The following is a 15,424-nucleotide window of genomic DNA, read 5'->3' as shown; positions in this document are numbered from 1 at the left end:
GTAGCGGACATCCGCGAGGGTTTCGTGGCTGGGGACGCTCCTATGGTTCGTCAAGTCGTGGTGGGTGAGTTCTCGAGGCGGCGGTAGAGGTCGCGGGCAATGTAGCGCTTGAGGCAGCGTTTGATTTCCCGTGGGGTCTTGCCTTCGCTGGTGCGGCGGGCGACATAGTCGCGGGTGGGCTGGTGGTAGCGGGTGCGGGACAGGGCGATGGTGTGCAGGGCGCGGTTGAGCTGCCGGTCGCCGTACCGGTTGAGGCGGTAGCGGCTGGTGACTTGCCCGCTGTTGGCCGGGATCGGTGCTGTGCCGGCGAGCATCGCGAACGCGGCCTCGGAGTGGACCCGTCCGGGGTGGGACCAGGCACACAAGACGACTGCAGCGGTGATCGGGCCGACGCCGGGCAGGTCGAGCAGGTCGGCCCGCCAGGCACGGACCAGTGCCAGGATCGTCGTGGTGTGCTCGTCCGACTCGGCTGTGAGGGCTCGGGCGCGGCGGGCCAGGGACCGCAGCACGGTCACGGTGGTGCGGGTCTCGACGTCCCAGGTGGAGTGGACGCGCAGGGCGGCCGCGGTGGTGAGCATCTGCGGGATCTTCTGCCCGCGGAACTTGTCGCGGATCTTCTCGGGGGCGGCGATGACCAGGCTGAACACCTGCCGCTGGGCGTCCCCCGATGCTTCGACGGCCGAGCGGCGGGCGGCCAGCAGCACCGACAGGGCCTGCCGGTCCCCGCCGGTGCGCGGGGTCCCGAGCCGGGTCCGGGTCAGTGCCTCGCGGGCGGCGCGGGCCGCGTCGAGCGGGTCGGACTTGGCGCCGTTGCGGCGGGCTGCCCGTTGGGGGCGGTCGAGCTCGACGACGACCTCGTCACGGTCGGCCAGGACCCGGGCCAGGCCGGCGCCGTGACCCCCTGTGCCCTCGATCGCCCAGGCGCGCAGAGCGCTGTGCTCGTCGGCGAGCTCGACCAGCCGGGCGTAACCGGTCGGGGTGGTCGGGACGGTGAGCTCTGCCAGGACGCCTCCGGTGTGGGTGTCCACGACGGCGGCGGTGTGGGTGTTGACGTGGGTGTCGACGCCGATCACGACGTCGACGGCTTGGCGTAGATCGGTAAGACTGGTCATGCGTTCTCTCCTGCCTGGGACGGGACGCGAGGGTTCCGGTCCGGGGCGGAGAACACGGCAGGACTGTGACGGGACACGCCTGGCGCCGCTAACGCCAGGCGGTCAAGCTCCTGATCAGGCCAGCTGCTCCGACCGGGCCGGGGCCGGTGACCGTGTGTGGACAAGTCCCGCCAAAGGCACGAGGCCAGTCAGAGGATGGGTCACACACGCGGCCACCAGCCCACAGCCCCAGCACTCTCAGGCTGCGAAAGCGATCCTCACAGTCAGAGGAAGCCGAGGACCAGCGCGACGACCGCGAGCAGCACCCCGGCGCCCGCGCCGATCCAGGCGATCAGGATGTGCTGCCTGGTGCGCTCCTGGGCGGCGTCGAATTGCGTCCGGAGGGTCTCGAACTCCTTGTGGGCGGCCTCGATCTCCGCGCGGGCGGCCTGCAGCTGGGAGTCGGCCCTGGCCGCGGTGGCCTGGGCGGCGGCCGCCTCGGTGCGGGCCGCCGCGGCGTCGGCCCGCGCGGCCGCGGCCTCGGCACCCGCGTGGTCGGCCGTCGCCAGCGCGGCCTGGGCGAGCGCCGCACCGTTGTCGGTCTGCCGCGGGTGTCGGGCGGGGGCGGCCTCGATCTGCTGAGCCTGCTGCGCCTGGGCCGCCGGCTGGACCACCTGGGTCACCTGCCCGGACGTGTCCGCGGAAATGTCCTCGGGCCGGACCGGGGCCTCGGCGCGGGAGAGCTGGTTCTGCACCTCGGCCTTGAGGTCGGACAGGAAGGGCTTGAGCCCCCGGGCCCTGCGCTCCTTGGCGGAGGCATGCCGGGGGACGCCGCCGGGCTGGATCGGGGCGTCGTGTTCGGTCGCCATGGATGTGAAAGGTACACGGGTGGGCCCACGCCCGGCGGCAGGTACCGTTTGGCTGTGCAGCTGACCAGGCCTGATCTCGCGCGGGTGCTCCAGCGTTCCGCCGCCGAGCGCCCGACGGCGGACCTCGGCTGGCTGGACGCGCCCCCGCCGGGCAGCCGCGTGCTGCGGGAGCGCGTCACGCTCGGCCCCGGCGCGTCGTTCGAGGCGACCGCCGACGCGCTGTTCGGCTGGGCCATCCACCGCGGCGCCGGGCTGGTCATCGCCCCGAGCGGGCCCGCGGAGGTGGGTGTGACCGTGGTGCAGGGCGTGCGGGTCGGCCCGTTCTGGTTCGCGGCCCCGTGCCGGGTGGTCGACGTCGTCCGGGGGCCCGACGCCGCAGGCTTCACCTACGCGACCCTGCCGCACCACCCGGAGACGGGCGTCGAGACCTTCCGCGTGCTGCGCGACGACGGCGTCTCGTCGGGCCTCGTCTTCGAGGTTCACGCCGTGGCCCGGCACGACTTCTGGGGCTCCCGGATCCTGCCGCGCATCGCCCACCGGGTCCAGGACCGTGTGACGCGCGGGTACCTGGCGACGGCGCAGGCCGGCTAGCCGGGGCGGCTCAGCTCGGGAGCTCAGCCCGGGAACTCGGCCAGGAACTCCGTGACGAGCGCCGTCACCTCGTCGGGGCGCTCCAGGTTCGGCAGGTGGCCGGCCCAGCCGAGCTGCGTGTGCTTGGCGCCGGGGATGCGCCCGGCCAGGTGGTTGGCCACCGCGCGGAAGTGGTCGAGGTCCTGGCCGCCGGAGACGATCAGGGTGCGTGCGGTGATCGCCTCGAGGTCGATCTCGGGGCCGGCCTCCTGGTGGATGTCCTCCCCGGCGCCGAGCTGGACCTGGAAGGCGTGGCGCTGCATGGTGCGCACCAGCTCGCGGGCCTCGTCGTCGGCGTCGGGCCCGAGCCAGGTGGCGACGTTGAGCTCGGTGGCGCCCTCGATGTCGCCGGCCTCCAGGAGCGCGTCCTCGCGGCGGGCGAACCGCTGCAGGGAGCGGGTGGCGGGCAGCGCGAAGGCCGAGTTCAGCAGCACGAGGTGGGACACGAGCTCCGGCCACTGCGAGGCGATCTGGAGGGCGACGTTGCCGCCCGACGACGCCCCGACGATCGCCACCTGACGCTCGCCCAGCGAGCCGAGCAGCGCGTGCACGTCGCCCGCGTTGTCGAACGTCTCGCTGGTGAGCGGCGTGTCGCCGTAGCCGCGCAGGTCGCACCGGATGACGCGGTGCTGCTGGGCGAGGGGAGCGCGTTGGGGGCCCCACATGCGGGAGTCGGCGACGCCGGCGTGCAGGAGCAGGACGGCCGGGCCGGAACCCGTGGTGTCGTGGCTGAGGATCATCCGCCGACGGTAGCCGTGGCGGCGCAGCAGTGGCCAACGCATTCGGTGGACTCCAGTCCGGGCGACGGGTAGACTCGAACACATGTACGAACCAACGGAAGGTCAGGCGCTCGGCCGGCCGAGCGCGCACGCAGTGGAGTCGTCGGTCGACGTGGCGCTGGCAACGCTGCTCGACGAGCTGTTCACCGGCCCCCGGGTCACGTACGCGCCGGTCAGGGAGTCACCCGTGTACTACGGCGGGCACCGGGACGAGGGACGCCGGCCCCGGCACCGGCGCTTCGTGCTGCGCGCCGGTGCCGACCTCGACGATCCGCGGTGAGCTACATCACCACCGCGACCACGGCGGCGACCAGGGCCAGCACGATGCCGACCCAGGCGAACGTGGTGGCGGTGGCCGCCTTCTTGGTGGCGGCGTCCGCCGTCTCGCGGGCCGCGGAAGCCGCCGTCGTGGCCGAGTCCACCGCTGCCCGAGCCGCGTCGGCGACGGCGCGCGCCGCATCGAGGTCGGTGCGGAGCGTGTCGGCGGTCGAGGCGAGCTCGTCGATCCGGCCCTGGAGCCGGGCCGCCTCCTCGCGGGCTGAGGCCACAGCCTGCTCGACGGCAGCGGTCAGCTCGGCCGACGTCGTCTCGCGTGCGCCCTCGAGGGCCTGCTCGAGCGCCTTCTCCTGTGCGGTGCCCTGCTTGGCGGCGAGCTCCCGGAACTCCGCCCCCTGCTCCTTCAGGGCGACCGTCAGCTCGGCGCGGACCTCCTCGGGGGTCAGGGGCTTGTCCGGCTTGGCGAGGTAGGCGTCGGCCCAGGTCCGCCGCGACTTGCTGCGCTTGCCGGACCCGGCGCCCTCGACGACGGCGTCCTTCTCCTCGTCGCTCAGGCGGTCGAGCGCCTCGGCCGCCGCCTTGACCGCGGGCGGCGTCTCGACGGGGACCTTGGCGCCGCCCTTGGGCGGCGTTGCCTCGGGTGTCATCGGTGTCTTGGCCCCCTTGGGCGCCGCGGCGGCTGCCACCGGTGCGGCGTAGTCGGCGTCCTCGGTGTCGCTCGACGCGGACTCCGGGATCTTGATGGGCTTGGTCAGCAGAGCCCGCAGGCGGTCCATCCGCTCAGAGTTCTCGCCGGCCTCGGTCCGAGGCGCGTCGCTGTCACTGCTCATAGGCGAAACGTACTGCTCTGCCCGTTCTAGGTCGACTATCTGAGCGCGCGCGGCGTTTCGCCGGTGTGGATGTTCATGGCCGCAGGCCGCTGATCAGGGTGTGAAGTCGAGCACGTCCTCGGTGACCGCAAGGACCGGCCAGACGTTGCCGTCGGTGTCCCGGAGCTCATAGGCCGGGAGCAGCAGCACCGCGCCGTCCGGCATGTACTGCTGCGCCACACCGAGACGGCCCGACGTGATCGTCACGTCAGTCACCGGCCAGGCGAGCTGGGCGCCCGGGGTCGGGGCGGGGGGCACCGTCGGGTTCGGGGCGGGCATCATCTCGCTGCTGGCCGTGTCACCCTCCTGCGCGGCGCGGGCGTCCGCCGCCTGCGCGATCATGCCGCCCGAGGCGCCGAACCGCGGGTCACCCAGGCGCTCCACGGCCTCGGCCTCGCTCACCACCGGGTACTGGCCGAGCGAGATCGTCTCCGCGAGGAAGCCGTACAGGTTCGCGATGCCGGACGGCGATACCGACGCGCTCCACGACAGCCCCGTGCGCTGCCCCTCGACCACCTGCCACGCCGTGACGTAGCGCCACGGGTCGCCTTCGTACGACTCGCCCGCCTCCAGCTCGAAGCCCGCGGGGTCGACGCCGAGGCGGTCCATCACGTCCCGCAGCGCGGCGACGGCGTCGCCCATGGCCGGGGCCGCGTCGGGAGTGACGGTCGGGCAGTCCGGGGCCGGGAGGATCTCCGGGCTGTCGGTGCCGCCCTCGCCGGTCGTACCCGGCTCGGCCTTGTCCGGGAACGGGCAGGACCATGGGTCGCGCGCCGGGTCGTAGAAGTCGAAGCTTCCCGAGCCGTCCGCGTAGAGGTGGACCGTCGGGCCGCTGCCGTCGACCGGGCCGACCACCCAGGAACCGCCCTCGTGGCGCGGCTCCCCGGAGGCACCGAGCGTGTCGCCGACACGGCGCGCCGTCTCGGCCGACAGGACTCCGGCGGGGTCGAGGCCGAACGCCTCGGCCTCCGAGCCCGACGTCGACAGGCCTGCACCCGCGTGGAACACGGTGCGGCCCCAGAAGTCGTACGGGTACGACGACTTCTGGTCGGCACTCTCGGGCGCGATACCCGTGTCCGTTGCCGCCATCGGTCCGGGCGCCGGCTCGGCGCCGCGCGAGTCCGCCGCACCGACCGGGGCGTCCAGCACGATCGGCGCCTCGGCCGTGCTCTTGCCCATGCCGTCGGGGCCGCCGGCCCCCGCGGCGCCCGCCAGGTACCCGCCGCCCCCGACGGCGACGAGGGCCACCGCGGCGGCCGCACCGATCCATCCGGTCCGACGCCGGGTACGCCGCGCGGCGGCAGGCAGCTCGAACGCCTCGTCCTGGCCCTGCACGCCGGGGTCGCCGTTCTCGTTGGTGTCCATCGTGGTCCTCCATGCTGAACGTGGGGGCCGGGGCGGTCCCACACCCGTCATGTGTGCCGTGCGGGCCTGCTCTTGCGGGCTCCCGCGGCGCGGCAACGGTGCTGCGTGGCGAGGAGCGTGGTGATGTGCTTTCCAGGCTGTCGTGACACTGGCAGGTGCCGCGCCCACAGCTTCTAGGGTGGGGCAAACGTGACGAGAGCCACGTCCTGGCATCCGCCGCTTGTCAGACGACGGGGTCGGGCATTATCTTCTGCGGGTTAGGTTAGGCATGCCTCAGGTACGACCACTCCGGCCGCCCGATGCCTGTTCCCCGGAAGGACAGCCGTGGTTGCCACGTTCCTCATCGGCCTGCGCGAGGGCCTGGAGGCCGCGCTCGTCGTCGGCATCCTCGTTGCCTATCTGCGCCGCACCGATCGTGCCGAGGTTCTGCCACGCCTGTGGCTGGGCGTCGCCATCGCCGCCGGCGGCTCTCTCGTCCTGGGCGCGGTCCTCACGTTCGGCGCCTACGGGCTGAGCTTTCAGGCGCAGGAGGCGATCGGGGGAATCCTCTCGATCGTCACCGTCGCCCTGGTCACCTGGATGGTGTTCTGGATGCTCGGCGCGGCGCGTGGCCTGAGCCACGAGCTGCAGGCCGGTGTGGATCGCGCGGTGCGGCGGTCGGCCTGGGGCCTGGTGGGCGTCGGCTTCCTGTCCGTCGGGCGGGAGGGCATCGAGACCACGCTCTTCCTGTGGTCCACGGTCCGCTCGTTCGGTGCGGGACCGGAGGCCGTAGTCGGCGCCCTGGCCGGACTGCTCTGTGCGGTCGGGCTCGGCTGGCTGATCTACCGCGGCATGGTGCGGATCAACCTCGCCGTGTTCTTCCGGTGGACCGGCGCCGCGCTCGTCCTGGTCGCGGCCGGCGTTCTGGCCTACGGCTTCCACGACCTGCAGGAGGCCGGGCTCGTTCCGGGACCCTTCACCGCGGCAGCTCCGATCGACCCCGCCACCGGCGCGGTCGCCGCGGGCCTCGCGGCCTTCCCGTTCGGCTGGGCCTTCCAGCTCTCCGACGTGATCGCCCCGAACGGCGTGCTCGGCGTCCTGCTCAAGGGCACTGTCGGGTTCTCCCCGGACATGACCTGGATCGAGGTCATCGTGTGGGCCGCCTACATCGCCGTCGTCGGCACCCTGTTCGTCCGCCGCGCCTTCGCGCGGCCCAATCCGGCGCGGGCGCAGGCACCGGCCGTCGAAGGAGCATCATGACCAGCCCTTACCGTGCGGTCCTCGGCCTTGGCGGGAGCATTGCCGTCGTGGTCGGCCTCACCGCGTGCGTCCCCAACGAGCCGGCGGCCGACGGCGCCATCACCGTCACCTCCAGCGCGTCGGCGTGCGACGTGAGCGCGGGAGAGGCGGCCAGCGGGACGCTCGCGTTCGACGTGAGCAACACCGGCGACCAGGTCACCGAGTTCTACCTCCTGGCCGCCGACGGCCTGCAGATCGTCGGCGAGGTCGAGAACATCGCCCCTGGCGCGTCCCGCACCCTGACCGTCACCGCTCAGCCCGGGACCTACTCGACCGTCTGCAAGCCGGGCATGGTCGGCGAGGGCGTCGGTCACGCCGCGTTCACCGTGACGGGTGAGCGCGTGGAGCTCGCCGGGCCCGACGCGGAGCTCAAGCAGCAGGCCGTCGACCTGTATGCCGCGTTCGTCAAGGAGCAGGTCGCCCAGCTGCTGCCCGCCACCGAGGAGTTCGCTGCCCAGTACGCGGAGGGCGAGGACGAGGCGGCCAAGGAGGCGTTCCCGCAGGTCCGCGCCTACTACGAGCGCATCGAGCCCGTCGCCGAGGCGCTCGGCGACCTCGACCCGCGGATCGACTACCGCGAGGTCGACGCCGTCGCCGAGGGCCTGGACTGGACTGGCTTCCACCGCATCGAGAAGGACCTGTGGCAGCCCGAGCAGGGCGCGCTGAACTCGGACGGCGAGACGGACGCCTACAAGGACTGGACGCCTTCCACGACCGAGCAGCGCGCCGAGCTCGGCGGCCTCCTGGTCGACGACGTGACCGAGCTGTACGACTTCGTCCACTCCGACGACTTCACCACCTACCTCGACGACCAGGGCGTCGACTGGATCAGCAACGGCTCCATCGCCCTGCTCGACGAGGTCGCGACAGGCAAGATCACCGGCGAGGAGGACTGGTGGTCCGGTACGGACCTGTACGACTTCGCCGCGAACGTCGAGGGTTCCAAGATGGCGTTCTCTCTGGTCCGGGACCTGTCCGTGAAGCAGGGCGCCGAGGGCGAGGAGCTCGCCGGGCAGATCGACGAGGGTTACGCGGCCCTGGAGGAGCGCCTCGCCGACTTCGGCTCCCTCGAGTCCGGCTTCGTCCCCTACTCGGACCTGACCGACGCGGACAAGAAGGACCTGGCAGACCTCATCAACACGCTCGCCGAGCCGCTGTCCCAGCTCACGAGCACCGTCCTGGCCTAGGCGAGCGCCATGACCGCCGTCGTGCCCCCCGAACCTGGCCAGGCCGGCCAGGAAGGACCCCTGCCCACCGCCCAGGGCCCTGACCCCCTGCCCGACGGCGACGCCGCGGCCCCGGACGCCGCGCCTCCCGGGGCGCGGGGCGCGGTCTCGCGCCGGGCCGTGCTGGGCCTCGCGCTCGGCACGGCCGGAGCCGCTGGGCTCGCGGGCGCGGCCGCCGGACGGCTGACCGCGGCCGGCCAGGGGCCGTTGCCCGTCGGACGTACCGAGGCCGTGCCGCACCCGTTCTTCGGGCAGCATCAGGCGGGGATCACCACCGCCGTGCAGGACCACCTGCACTTCGTGGCGTTCGACCTGTCCGAGCGGACCACCCGCGAGGAGCTGGTCGCGCTCCTGCAGGAATGGTCCTACGCCGCGTCGCGGCTGACCCAGGGCCTGGACGTGTCCGCGTCGGGCGCGGTGGGCGGGCTGCCCGACGCCCCGCCGGACGACACCGGCGAGGCGATCGGCCTGAGCGCGTCCAACCTGACGATCACGTTCGGGTTCGGCCCGACGCTGTTCGAGAAGGACGGCACCGACCGGTTCGGGCTCGCGGACCGGCGTCCGCCCGGCCTGACGGCGCTGCCGCCCTTCGTCGGTGACCGGCTGCGCGCCGAGTGGTCGCACGGCGACCTGTGCATGCAGGTGTGCGCCGACGACCCCCAGGTGGCGGTGCACGCCGTCCGGAACCTCAGCCGGATCGCGTTCGGCCGCGCCGCGGTGCGGTGGTCCCAGATGGGCTTCGGGCGGACGTCGCGCACCACGAGCGGCCAGGCCACCCCGCGCAACCTGTTCGGCTTCAAGGACGGCACCGCCAACATCCTGGCCGACGACGCCGCGGCCCTGGCCGACCACGTGTGGGTGGACGCCGCCGACGGACCCGCCTGGCTGGCGGGCGGCTCCTATCTCGTGGCGCGCAAGATCGAGATGCTGCTGGAGACGTGGGATCGCACATCGCTGACCGAACAGGGCACCACTATCGGGCGCGACAAGGCGCACGGCGCGCCGCTGTCCGGTGGGGGTGAGTTCACCGAGCCCGACCTCGCCGCGGAGCGGGACGGCGCACCCGTGATCGACGTGGCCTCGCACGTGCGGCTCGCGCACCCGACCACGAACGGGGGAGTGCGCATGCTGCGGCGCGGGTACAACTACGTCGACGGGACCAACCCGCTCGGCCGGCTGGACGCCGGGCTGTTCTTCCTCGCCTACGTGCGCGACCCCGACCGGTTCGTCACCGTGCAGAAGTCCCTGGCCACCGACACGCTCAACGAGTACATCCGGCACATCGGATCAGCCGTGTTCGCGGTACCGCCGGGCACAGCCTCGGGCGGCTGGGTCGGCCAGTCGCTGTTCGCCTGAGCCCGGGACGAGCCTCGAGCGGGCCGGGAGTGACGGGTGCCACTCACCTGATCGCCGCCGTGGCTTGACGGGGCCTACCCAGCGATTAAGTTAGGTCAGGCAAACCTAAGTTCTGCTCCGCCGTCCGGTCCGGACGGCGTTCCTTTCTCCCTGCCCGAGGAGCCTTCCGCATGCCCTCACGTCTGCCCGCAGTGACGCAGCCAGTGACCACCGCGCCGTCGCAAGGTGCGAGCCACGACACGACCGCGCTGTTGCGCGGGGCCACCGCGAGCACCTATGCGGACACCGTCCGCGCGGTCGCCGACGACATCGCCGCCCGGCTCTCGTCAGTCACCCAGCCGTTCTCGGGCGCGAGCCGCGGCGAGCTGCAGAGCCTCGTGGACGCCGTGGACCTCGACGGCCCGCCGTCGGGCACGCGGGAGGCGCTGCGCGAGACGGCGGACCTGTATGCGACGCACGCGATCTGGTTCCACGAACCCACTTACGCGGCGCACCTGAACTGCCCGGTCGCGCTGCCCGCCGTGGGCGCGGAGACCATGCTGGCCGCGATCAACACCTCGGTGGACACCTACGACCAGTCGACGGTCGCGACCCTCATGGAGCGCCGCCTGGTCGAGTGGACGGCGGGCCGCATCGGCTTCGCGGTCGACGGCGCCGACGGCGTCTTCACCTCCGGCGGCACCCAGTCCAACTTCCAGGCCCTGTTCCTGGCCCGCGAGAAGGCGCGGCGCGGCGGCGCCCGCCTGGAGTCGATGCGGATCCTCGCCACGGCCGTGAGCCACTTCAGCGTCGCCAAGTCCGCGCTGCTGCTCGGCCTGCCTGACGACGCAGTGGTCGCCGTCCCCACCGACGCCGACGGCCGGATGAGCCCGGACGCCCTGGCGGAGACCCTCGTCGACATCGAGCGCACCGGCGACACGGTGATCGCCGTCGTCGCGACCGCCGGCACCACCGACCGCGGCTGCATCGACCCGCTCGGCCCGATCGCCGACCTGTGCGACGCCGTCGGCACCTGGCTGCACGTCGACGCCGCCTACGGGTGCGGCCTGCTGGTGAGCACCACGCGCCGCCACCTGCTGAGCGGCATCGAGCGGGCCCGCAGCGTCACCGTGGACTTCCACAAGTCGTTCTTCCAGCCCGTGTCGTCCAGCGCGCTGATCGTCCGGGAGCGGCCCGACCTCGCCCCCGTGGCCTGGCACGCCGACTACCTCAACCCGCAGGAGAACGCCGAGCCGAACCAGGTCGACAAGTCCCTGCAGACCACCCGCCGTTTCGACGCGCTCAAGCTGTGGGTCACGCTGCGCGCGCTGGGGGCCGACGGCGTCGGCGCCATGGTGGACGCCGTCTGCGACCTGGCCGCCGCCGTCCACCAGGACCTCGCGACCGACCGCGACTTCCGGCTGGTGGGGACCACCGACCTGTCCACCGTCCTGTTCCGCTACGAGCCCGAGGGGCTGGACCCCGAGCGCGCGGACGCCCTCGTGCCGCAGGTCCGCCGCGTGCTGTTCGACTCGGGCCGCACCCTGGTCGCCAAGACCGTCATCGACGGCCGGCCCTGCCTCAAGCTGACGCTGCTCAACCCCGACGCCACCCTCGCCGACATCCGCGGCGTGCTCGAGCTCGTCCGCTCCGCCGCGCACGGCCTGCTCGCGGGGGAGGCGCTCGCGGACACCGAGGAGCCGCCGTGCCGCGACGTGCACCCGCGGCTCGCCCGCGCCGAGGGAGAGACCCGATGACCACTGACCAGACCTACGACCTGCTCGGCATCGGGATCGGCCCGTTCGACCTCGGTCTCGCGGCGCTCGCGGAGCCCCTGGACGACGTGGACGCGGTCTTCCTCGACCAGCGCGACGGCTTCTCCTGGCACGCCGGGATGCTGATCGAGGGGACCACCCTCCAGGTCCCGTTCCTGGCCGACCTGGTCACGATGGCCGACCCGACGTCGCGGTACTCGTTCCTGGCCTGGCTCAAGGCGACGGGGCGGCTGTACCCGTTCTACATCCGCGAGTCGTTCTACCCGCTGCGCGCCGAGTACGACCAGTACTGCCGCTGGGTGGCCGAACAGCTCCCGGCGCTGCGCTGGGGGCGGCGAGTGACGAGCGTCGTGCGGATCGCCGACCCGGCCGGCATCGGACCCGGTGCCGGGCCGGACGGCGCGTACCTGTTCGAGGTCACCGCCGAGACGCCCGAGGGAATCGAGAAATACTGTGCCAAGCACCTCGTGCTGGGCACCGGGACCCGGCCGCGCCTGCCGGCCCACCTGACCGGCCTGGAGGGCGCGGGGCCCGTGGTGCACACGAGCGACTACCTGCCCCGCCGCGCGGAGCTCGCCGCGGCCGGCTCCGTCACGGTGGTCGGCAGCGGGCAGTCCGCGGCCGAGGTCTACCGCGACCTGCTGGAGGGCTGCGGCACCGGGGCGGGGGAGCACCGGCTGGACTGGGTGACCCGCTCGCCGCGGTTCTTCCCGATGGAGTACACGAAGCTGACGCTCGAGATGACGTCGCCCGAGTACACCGACCACTACGTGTCCCTGCCGCTGGAGCAGCGCGACATCCTGGGACGCGAGCAGCGCAACCTCTACAAGGGCATCAGCGGCGACCTCGTCGACGACATCTACGACACCCTGTACCGCAAGTCCGCCCTGGGCAGGGAGGTCCCGACCACGCTCCTGACCGACACGGAGGTGGTCGCCGCCCGGCTCGACGCCGACGGCGCGGACGGCGCGGGCGAGTACGTGCTGACCCTCCGCCACGCCCAGCTCGGCACGATCGCGGAGCACCGGACCCGTGCGATCGTCGCCGCGACGGGCTACGCGGGCTCCGTACCCGAGTTCCTGGCTCCCGGCCTGGTCAACCTAGACGAGCGCGGCCGGTACGACGTCGCCCGCGACTACACGGTGGACGACGACCGGCGCATCCACGTGGTCAACGGCGAGGAGCACACCCACGGCGTGACGGCCCCCGACCTCGGGTTCGGGGCCTGGCGCAACTCCGTGATCCTCGCTGACGTCACGGGCCGCGAGCCGTACCCGATCGAGCGCCGGATCGCCTTCCAGCAGTTCGGTCTGCCCGACGGCGAGGCGCCGGTACCGGCAGAGCCCGCTCCGCGCGCCGCCCTCCGGCAGGCCCAGGAGCCGGCCGCCACCGGCCCGAGCGTCAACCAGAGCGACACCAAGATGGAGGCCGCTCTGTGAGCGCACCGACCACAATGACCACTATGCACACGTTTGCCACCACTACCCGGCTCGGCGAGATCACGCTCGAACCCGTGGATCCCGAACGCGACGCCGCCCTGGTGCAGGGCTGGCTCGCGCACCCGGCGTCGTCGTACTGGCAGATGGCCGACCTGCACGTCGACGAGGTGCGCGAGTACCTCGCCGGCATCGCGGCCAGCCCGCACGAGGACGCCTGGCTCGGCCGCCTCGACGGCGAGCCGGTCTTCATGACCGAGACCTACGACCCGGCCCGCGTAGTGCTCGCGGGCGTCTACGACGCGCAGCCCGGCGACCTGGGCATGCACCTGCTCGTCGCCCCGCCCGCGACGCCGCGGCACGGCCTGACCGACGCCGTCATGACCGCCGTCATGCGGTTCTGCCTGTCCGACGACCGGCAGCACGGCGTCGGATGGAGCGCCGGACGGGGCGCCGCCCGCGTCGTCGTCGAGCCGGACGTCCGCAACCGGAAGATCGCCGCCAAGAACGCCGCCGCCGGATTCCGCGTGCTGCGCGAGGTGGACCTCGGCCGGGGCGCGCACGCCAAGCGCGCCGCCCTGAGCGCCGCGACCCGCGCCGACTTCGCGGCCTCCGCCCTCGGGGACGGCGTGACGTTCGCCGCGCACCTCACCCCCGAGCACATGGAGCACGCCCACCGGCACCTGGTCGCCAAGGCGCTCGCGGAGTTCGCGCACGAGCGGCTGTTCCAGCCGGAGCCTGACCCGGTCCCAGGCACGTCCCCGGACGCCCCGGCGGACGGCTACCACCTCGCCCTGGACGGCGTCACCTACCGGTTCACGGCCCGCCGGTACGCGCTGGAGCACTGGGTGATCGACCCCGCGTCCATCCGCCGCACGGCCGACGCCGGGGTGCGCGGCCCCGTCGTCCTGCCCGTTGACGCGCTGGAGCTGATCGCGGAGCTGCAGCCCCTGCTGCAGGTGCCCGACGACATGCTTGCCACCTACCTCGAAGAGCTGTCGGCCACCCTGGCCAGCGCGGCCGCAAAGCGGGAGCGCGAGCTCGACGGCGCCACGCCGTCCGTGCGCGGGCTGCTCGACGCGGCCCGGGCGGCGTCCGGCCCGCACGCCGTCGCCGGCGCGTTCCAGCAGGTAGAGGCCGCCATGTCCGAGGGGCACCCGGGCTTCGTCGCGAACAACGGCCGCATCGGCTTCTCTCTGCCCGACTACCGCGCCTACGCGCCCGAGCGGGGGATGCGCATGCGCATGCTGTGGCTCGCCGCCCGCCGCGAGCACGCCGACCTCGCGCTCGCCGCCGACCAGACCGAGGCCGGCCACTACGGCGCCGAGCTGTCCGACGCCGAGCGCACCGCCTTCGCCGAGCGCCTCGCCACCCGCGGCCTGGACCCGGCCGACTACCTCTACCTGCCCGTGCACCAGTGGCAGTGGGAGCACCGCGTGGCCGTCACGTTCGCGGCCGATGTCGCGCGCGGCGACCTCGTACCGCTCGGGCCGGGCTCGGACGAGTACCAGCCGCAGCAGTCGATCCGCACCATGTTCAACCGCACCCGCCCCGAGCGGCACTACGTCAAGGTCGCGCTCGCGATCCAGAACATGGGGTTCCTGCGCGGGCTCTCACCCGCCTACATGCGCGCCACACCCCGCATCAACGACTGGGTAGCCGACCTGGTCACGAGCGACGAGACCCTGCGCAGGTCGGGGTTCGGCGTCCTGCGCGAGGTGGCCGCCGTCGGCTACACGGGCGACGTCTACCACCGCACCCCGCAGCCGAACCCGTACCGCAAGATGCTCGCCGCGCTGTGGCGCGAGTCGCCGCTGCCGCGCCTGGACGACGGCGAGCGGCTGGTGACCATGGCGAGCCTGCTGCACCGCGACGCGAGCGGCGCCGCGTTCGCGACCGCCCTGGTTCGCGAGTCCGGCATCACGCCGGAGCAGTGGCTGCGCGCCTACCTCGACGCCTACCTCTACCCCCTGGTGCACTGCCTCCTGACCTACGAGCTGGCGTTCATGCCGCACGGCGAGAACCTCATGCTGGTGCTGCGCGACGGCGTCGTGCGGCGCGCCATCATGAAGGACATCGGCGAGGAGGTCGCCGTGCTCGGCGAACGCACCCTGCCCGACGGCGTCGCGCGCATCCTGCACCCCGTCGACGACGACGAGAAGGCGCTCGCGATCTTCACCGACGTGTTCGACGGCGTGCTGCGGCACCTGTCCGGCATCCTCGCCGAGGACGGGGTGCTGGGGGAGGATCGGTTCTGGGCCCTGGTCGCGGAGACCATCGACCGGCACGCCGCCGAGCACCCTGGCCTCGAGACCGGCGTCGACCTGCGGGCCGCGCGCTTCGCGCACTCGTGCCTCAACCGCCTCCAGCTGCGCAACACGCTGCAGATGGTGGACCTCACCAACCAGTCCGGGTCGCTGATCTACGCGGGAACTCTCGCCAACCCCGCCCGGCGCAGAGAGAGATAGCCCAGAGAGATGACCCCGGAGAGATGA

General features: G+C 72.9%; 13 protein-coding genes. 8 read left to right on the top strand and 5 right to left on the bottom strand.

The genetic code is table 11. The features are described from left to right. Positions 1-50: 50 nt before the first annotated feature. Both C8K30_RS17955 and C8K30_RS17950 read right to left on the bottom strand, forming a co-directional pair. Positions 51-1,112: an IS110 family transposase gene (locus C8K30_RS17955; protein ID WP_108494250.1), complete on the bottom strand. Its 1,062-nt coding sequence runs from the start codon at positions 1,110-1,112 to the stop codon at positions 51-53. Between the two features lie 263 nt (positions 1,113-1,375). After that, positions 1,376-1,960, bottom strand: coding sequence for a hypothetical protein (locus tag C8K30_RS17950; RefSeq protein ID WP_108494249.1), 585 nt, complete (start codon positions 1,958-1,960; stop codon positions 1,376-1,378). A gap of 54 nt (positions 1,961-2,014) precedes the next feature. Between C8K30_RS17950 and C8K30_RS17945 the strand changes: the two genes are divergently transcribed. Beyond that, positions 2,015-2,551 (top strand): DUF1990 family protein, encoded by a 537-nt coding sequence (locus C8K30_RS17945; protein WP_158281044.1) that lies wholly within the window; start codon positions 2,015-2,017, stop codon positions 2,549-2,551. A 23-nt stretch (positions 2,552-2,574) separates the two neighbouring features. On the opposite strand, the gene C8K30_RS17940 is transcribed toward C8K30_RS17945, so the two are convergent. Then, positions 2,575-3,330, bottom strand: coding sequence for an alpha/beta fold hydrolase (locus C8K30_RS17940; protein ID WP_108494247.1), 756 nt, complete (start codon positions 3,328-3,330; stop codon positions 2,575-2,577). Positions 3,331-3,412: 82 nt separating this feature from the next. On the opposite strand from C8K30_RS17940, the gene C8K30_RS17935 reads away from it, so the two are divergent. Next, a complete protein-coding gene (locus C8K30_RS17935) occupies positions 3,413-3,649 on the top strand; it encodes a hypothetical protein (RefSeq protein ID WP_146197519.1) in 237 nt (78 codons plus the stop codon). 1 nt (position 3,650) lies between these two features. Here C8K30_RS17935 and C8K30_RS17930 read toward each other — a convergent pair whose 3' ends face one another. Together C8K30_RS17930 and C8K30_RS17925 are read right to left on the bottom strand one after the other, a co-directional pair. Further along, positions 3,651-4,475 (bottom strand): hypothetical protein, encoded by an 825-nt coding sequence (locus C8K30_RS17930; protein ID WP_108494245.1) that lies wholly within the window; start codon positions 4,473-4,475, stop codon positions 3,651-3,653. A gap of 93 nt (positions 4,476-4,568) precedes the next feature. Continuing rightward, a complete protein-coding gene (locus C8K30_RS17925) occupies positions 4,569-5,879 on the bottom strand; it encodes a hypothetical protein (RefSeq protein WP_108494244.1) in 1,311 nt (436 codons plus the stop codon). A 324-nt stretch (positions 5,880-6,203) separates the two neighbouring features. On the opposite strand from C8K30_RS17925, the gene efeU reads away from it, so the two are divergent. The 6 genes from efeU (at position 6,204) to C8K30_RS17895 (ending at position 15,397) form a co-directional block, all read left to right on the top strand. Next, the gene (gene efeU, locus C8K30_RS17920) at positions 6,204-7,118 is read left to right on the top strand and encodes an iron uptake transporter permease EfeU (protein ID WP_108494243.1); all 915 of its coding nucleotides are present in this window, start codon (positions 6,204-6,206) and stop codon (positions 7,116-7,118) included. Further along, positions 7,115-8,344 (top strand): iron uptake system protein EfeO, encoded by a 1,230-nt coding sequence (gene efeO / locus C8K30_RS17915; protein WP_108494242.1) that lies wholly within the window; start codon positions 7,115-7,117, stop codon positions 8,342-8,344. The genes efeU and efeO overlap by 4 nt, the downstream gene beginning before the upstream one ends. Positions 8,345-8,353: 9 nt before the next feature. Then, entirely contained in the window at positions 8,354-9,739 is a 1,386-nt protein-coding gene (gene efeB / locus C8K30_RS17910) for an iron uptake transporter deferrochelatase/peroxidase subunit (RefSeq protein ID WP_108494241.1), read from the top strand. A gap of 170 nt (positions 9,740-9,909) precedes the next feature. Further along, positions 9,910-11,475 (top strand): pyridoxal-dependent decarboxylase, encoded by a 1,566-nt coding sequence (locus tag C8K30_RS17905; protein ID WP_233257252.1) that lies wholly within the window; start codon positions 9,910-9,912, stop codon positions 11,473-11,475. Continuing rightward, on the top strand, positions 11,472-12,932 hold the full coding sequence (locus C8K30_RS17900) for a lysine N(6)-hydroxylase/L-ornithine N(5)-oxygenase family protein (protein WP_108494239.1): 1,461 nt from the start codon (positions 11,472-11,474) through the stop codon (positions 12,930-12,932). Before C8K30_RS17905 ends, C8K30_RS17900 begins: the two co-directional genes overlap by 4 nt. A gap of 23 nt (positions 12,933-12,955) precedes the next feature. Next, the gene (locus tag C8K30_RS17895) at positions 12,956-15,397 is read left to right on the top strand and encodes a GNAT family N-acetyltransferase (protein ID WP_233257251.1); all 2,442 of its coding nucleotides are present in this window, start codon (positions 12,956-12,958) and stop codon (positions 15,395-15,397) included. The last annotated feature ends 27 nt before the right edge of the window (positions 15,398-15,424 follow it).

Origin of the sequence: Promicromonospora sp. AC04, from assembly GCF_003058225.1 — a bacterium.
Taxonomy (GTDB): Bacteria; Actinomycetota; Actinomycetes; order Actinomycetales; family Cellulomonadaceae; genus Promicromonospora.
This window is presented reverse-complemented; position numbering and strand designations above follow the sequence as displayed.

What these genes read in the sequence shown, in the direction of transcription:
- C8K30_RS17895 (WP_233257251.1), top strand. Translation starts at nt 12,956, where the DNA reads ATGCACACGTTTGCCACCACTACCCGGCTCGGCGAGATCACGCTCGAA.
- efeB (WP_108494241.1), top strand. Translation starts at nt 8,354, where the DNA reads ATGACCGCCGTCGTGCCCCCCGAACCTGGCCAGGCCGGCCAGGAAGGA.
- C8K30_RS17935 (WP_146197519.1), top strand. Translation starts at nt 3,413, where the DNA reads ATGTACGAACCAACGGAAGGTCAGGCGCTCGGCCGGCCGAGCGCGCAC.
- C8K30_RS17955 (WP_108494250.1), bottom strand. Translation starts at nt 1,112, where the DNA reads ATGACCAGTCTTACCGATCTACGCCAAGCCGTCGACGTCGTGATCGGC.
- C8K30_RS17925 (WP_108494244.1), bottom strand. Translation starts at nt 5,879, where the DNA reads ATGGACACCAACGAGAACGGCGACCCCGGCGTGCAGGGCCAGGACGAG.
- C8K30_RS17930 (WP_108494245.1), bottom strand. Translation starts at nt 4,475, where the DNA reads ATGAGCAGTGACAGCGACGCGCCTCGGACCGAGGCCGGCGAGAACTCT.
- C8K30_RS17950 (WP_108494249.1), bottom strand. Translation starts at nt 1,960, where the DNA reads ATGGCGACCGAACACGACGCCCCGATCCAGCCCGGCGGCGTCCCCCGG.
- C8K30_RS17940 (WP_108494247.1), bottom strand. Translation starts at nt 3,330, where the DNA reads ATGATCCTCAGCCACGACACCACGGGTTCCGGCCCGGCCGTCCTGCTC.
- C8K30_RS17905 (WP_233257252.1), top strand. Translation starts at nt 9,910, where the DNA reads ATGCCCTCACGTCTGCCCGCAGTGACGCAGCCAGTGACCACCGCGCCG.
- efeO (WP_108494242.1), top strand. Translation starts at nt 7,115, where the DNA reads ATGACCAGCCCTTACCGTGCGGTCCTCGGCCTTGGCGGGAGCATTGCC.
- C8K30_RS17900 (WP_108494239.1), top strand. Translation starts at nt 11,472, where the DNA reads ATGACCACTGACCAGACCTACGACCTGCTCGGCATCGGGATCGGCCCG.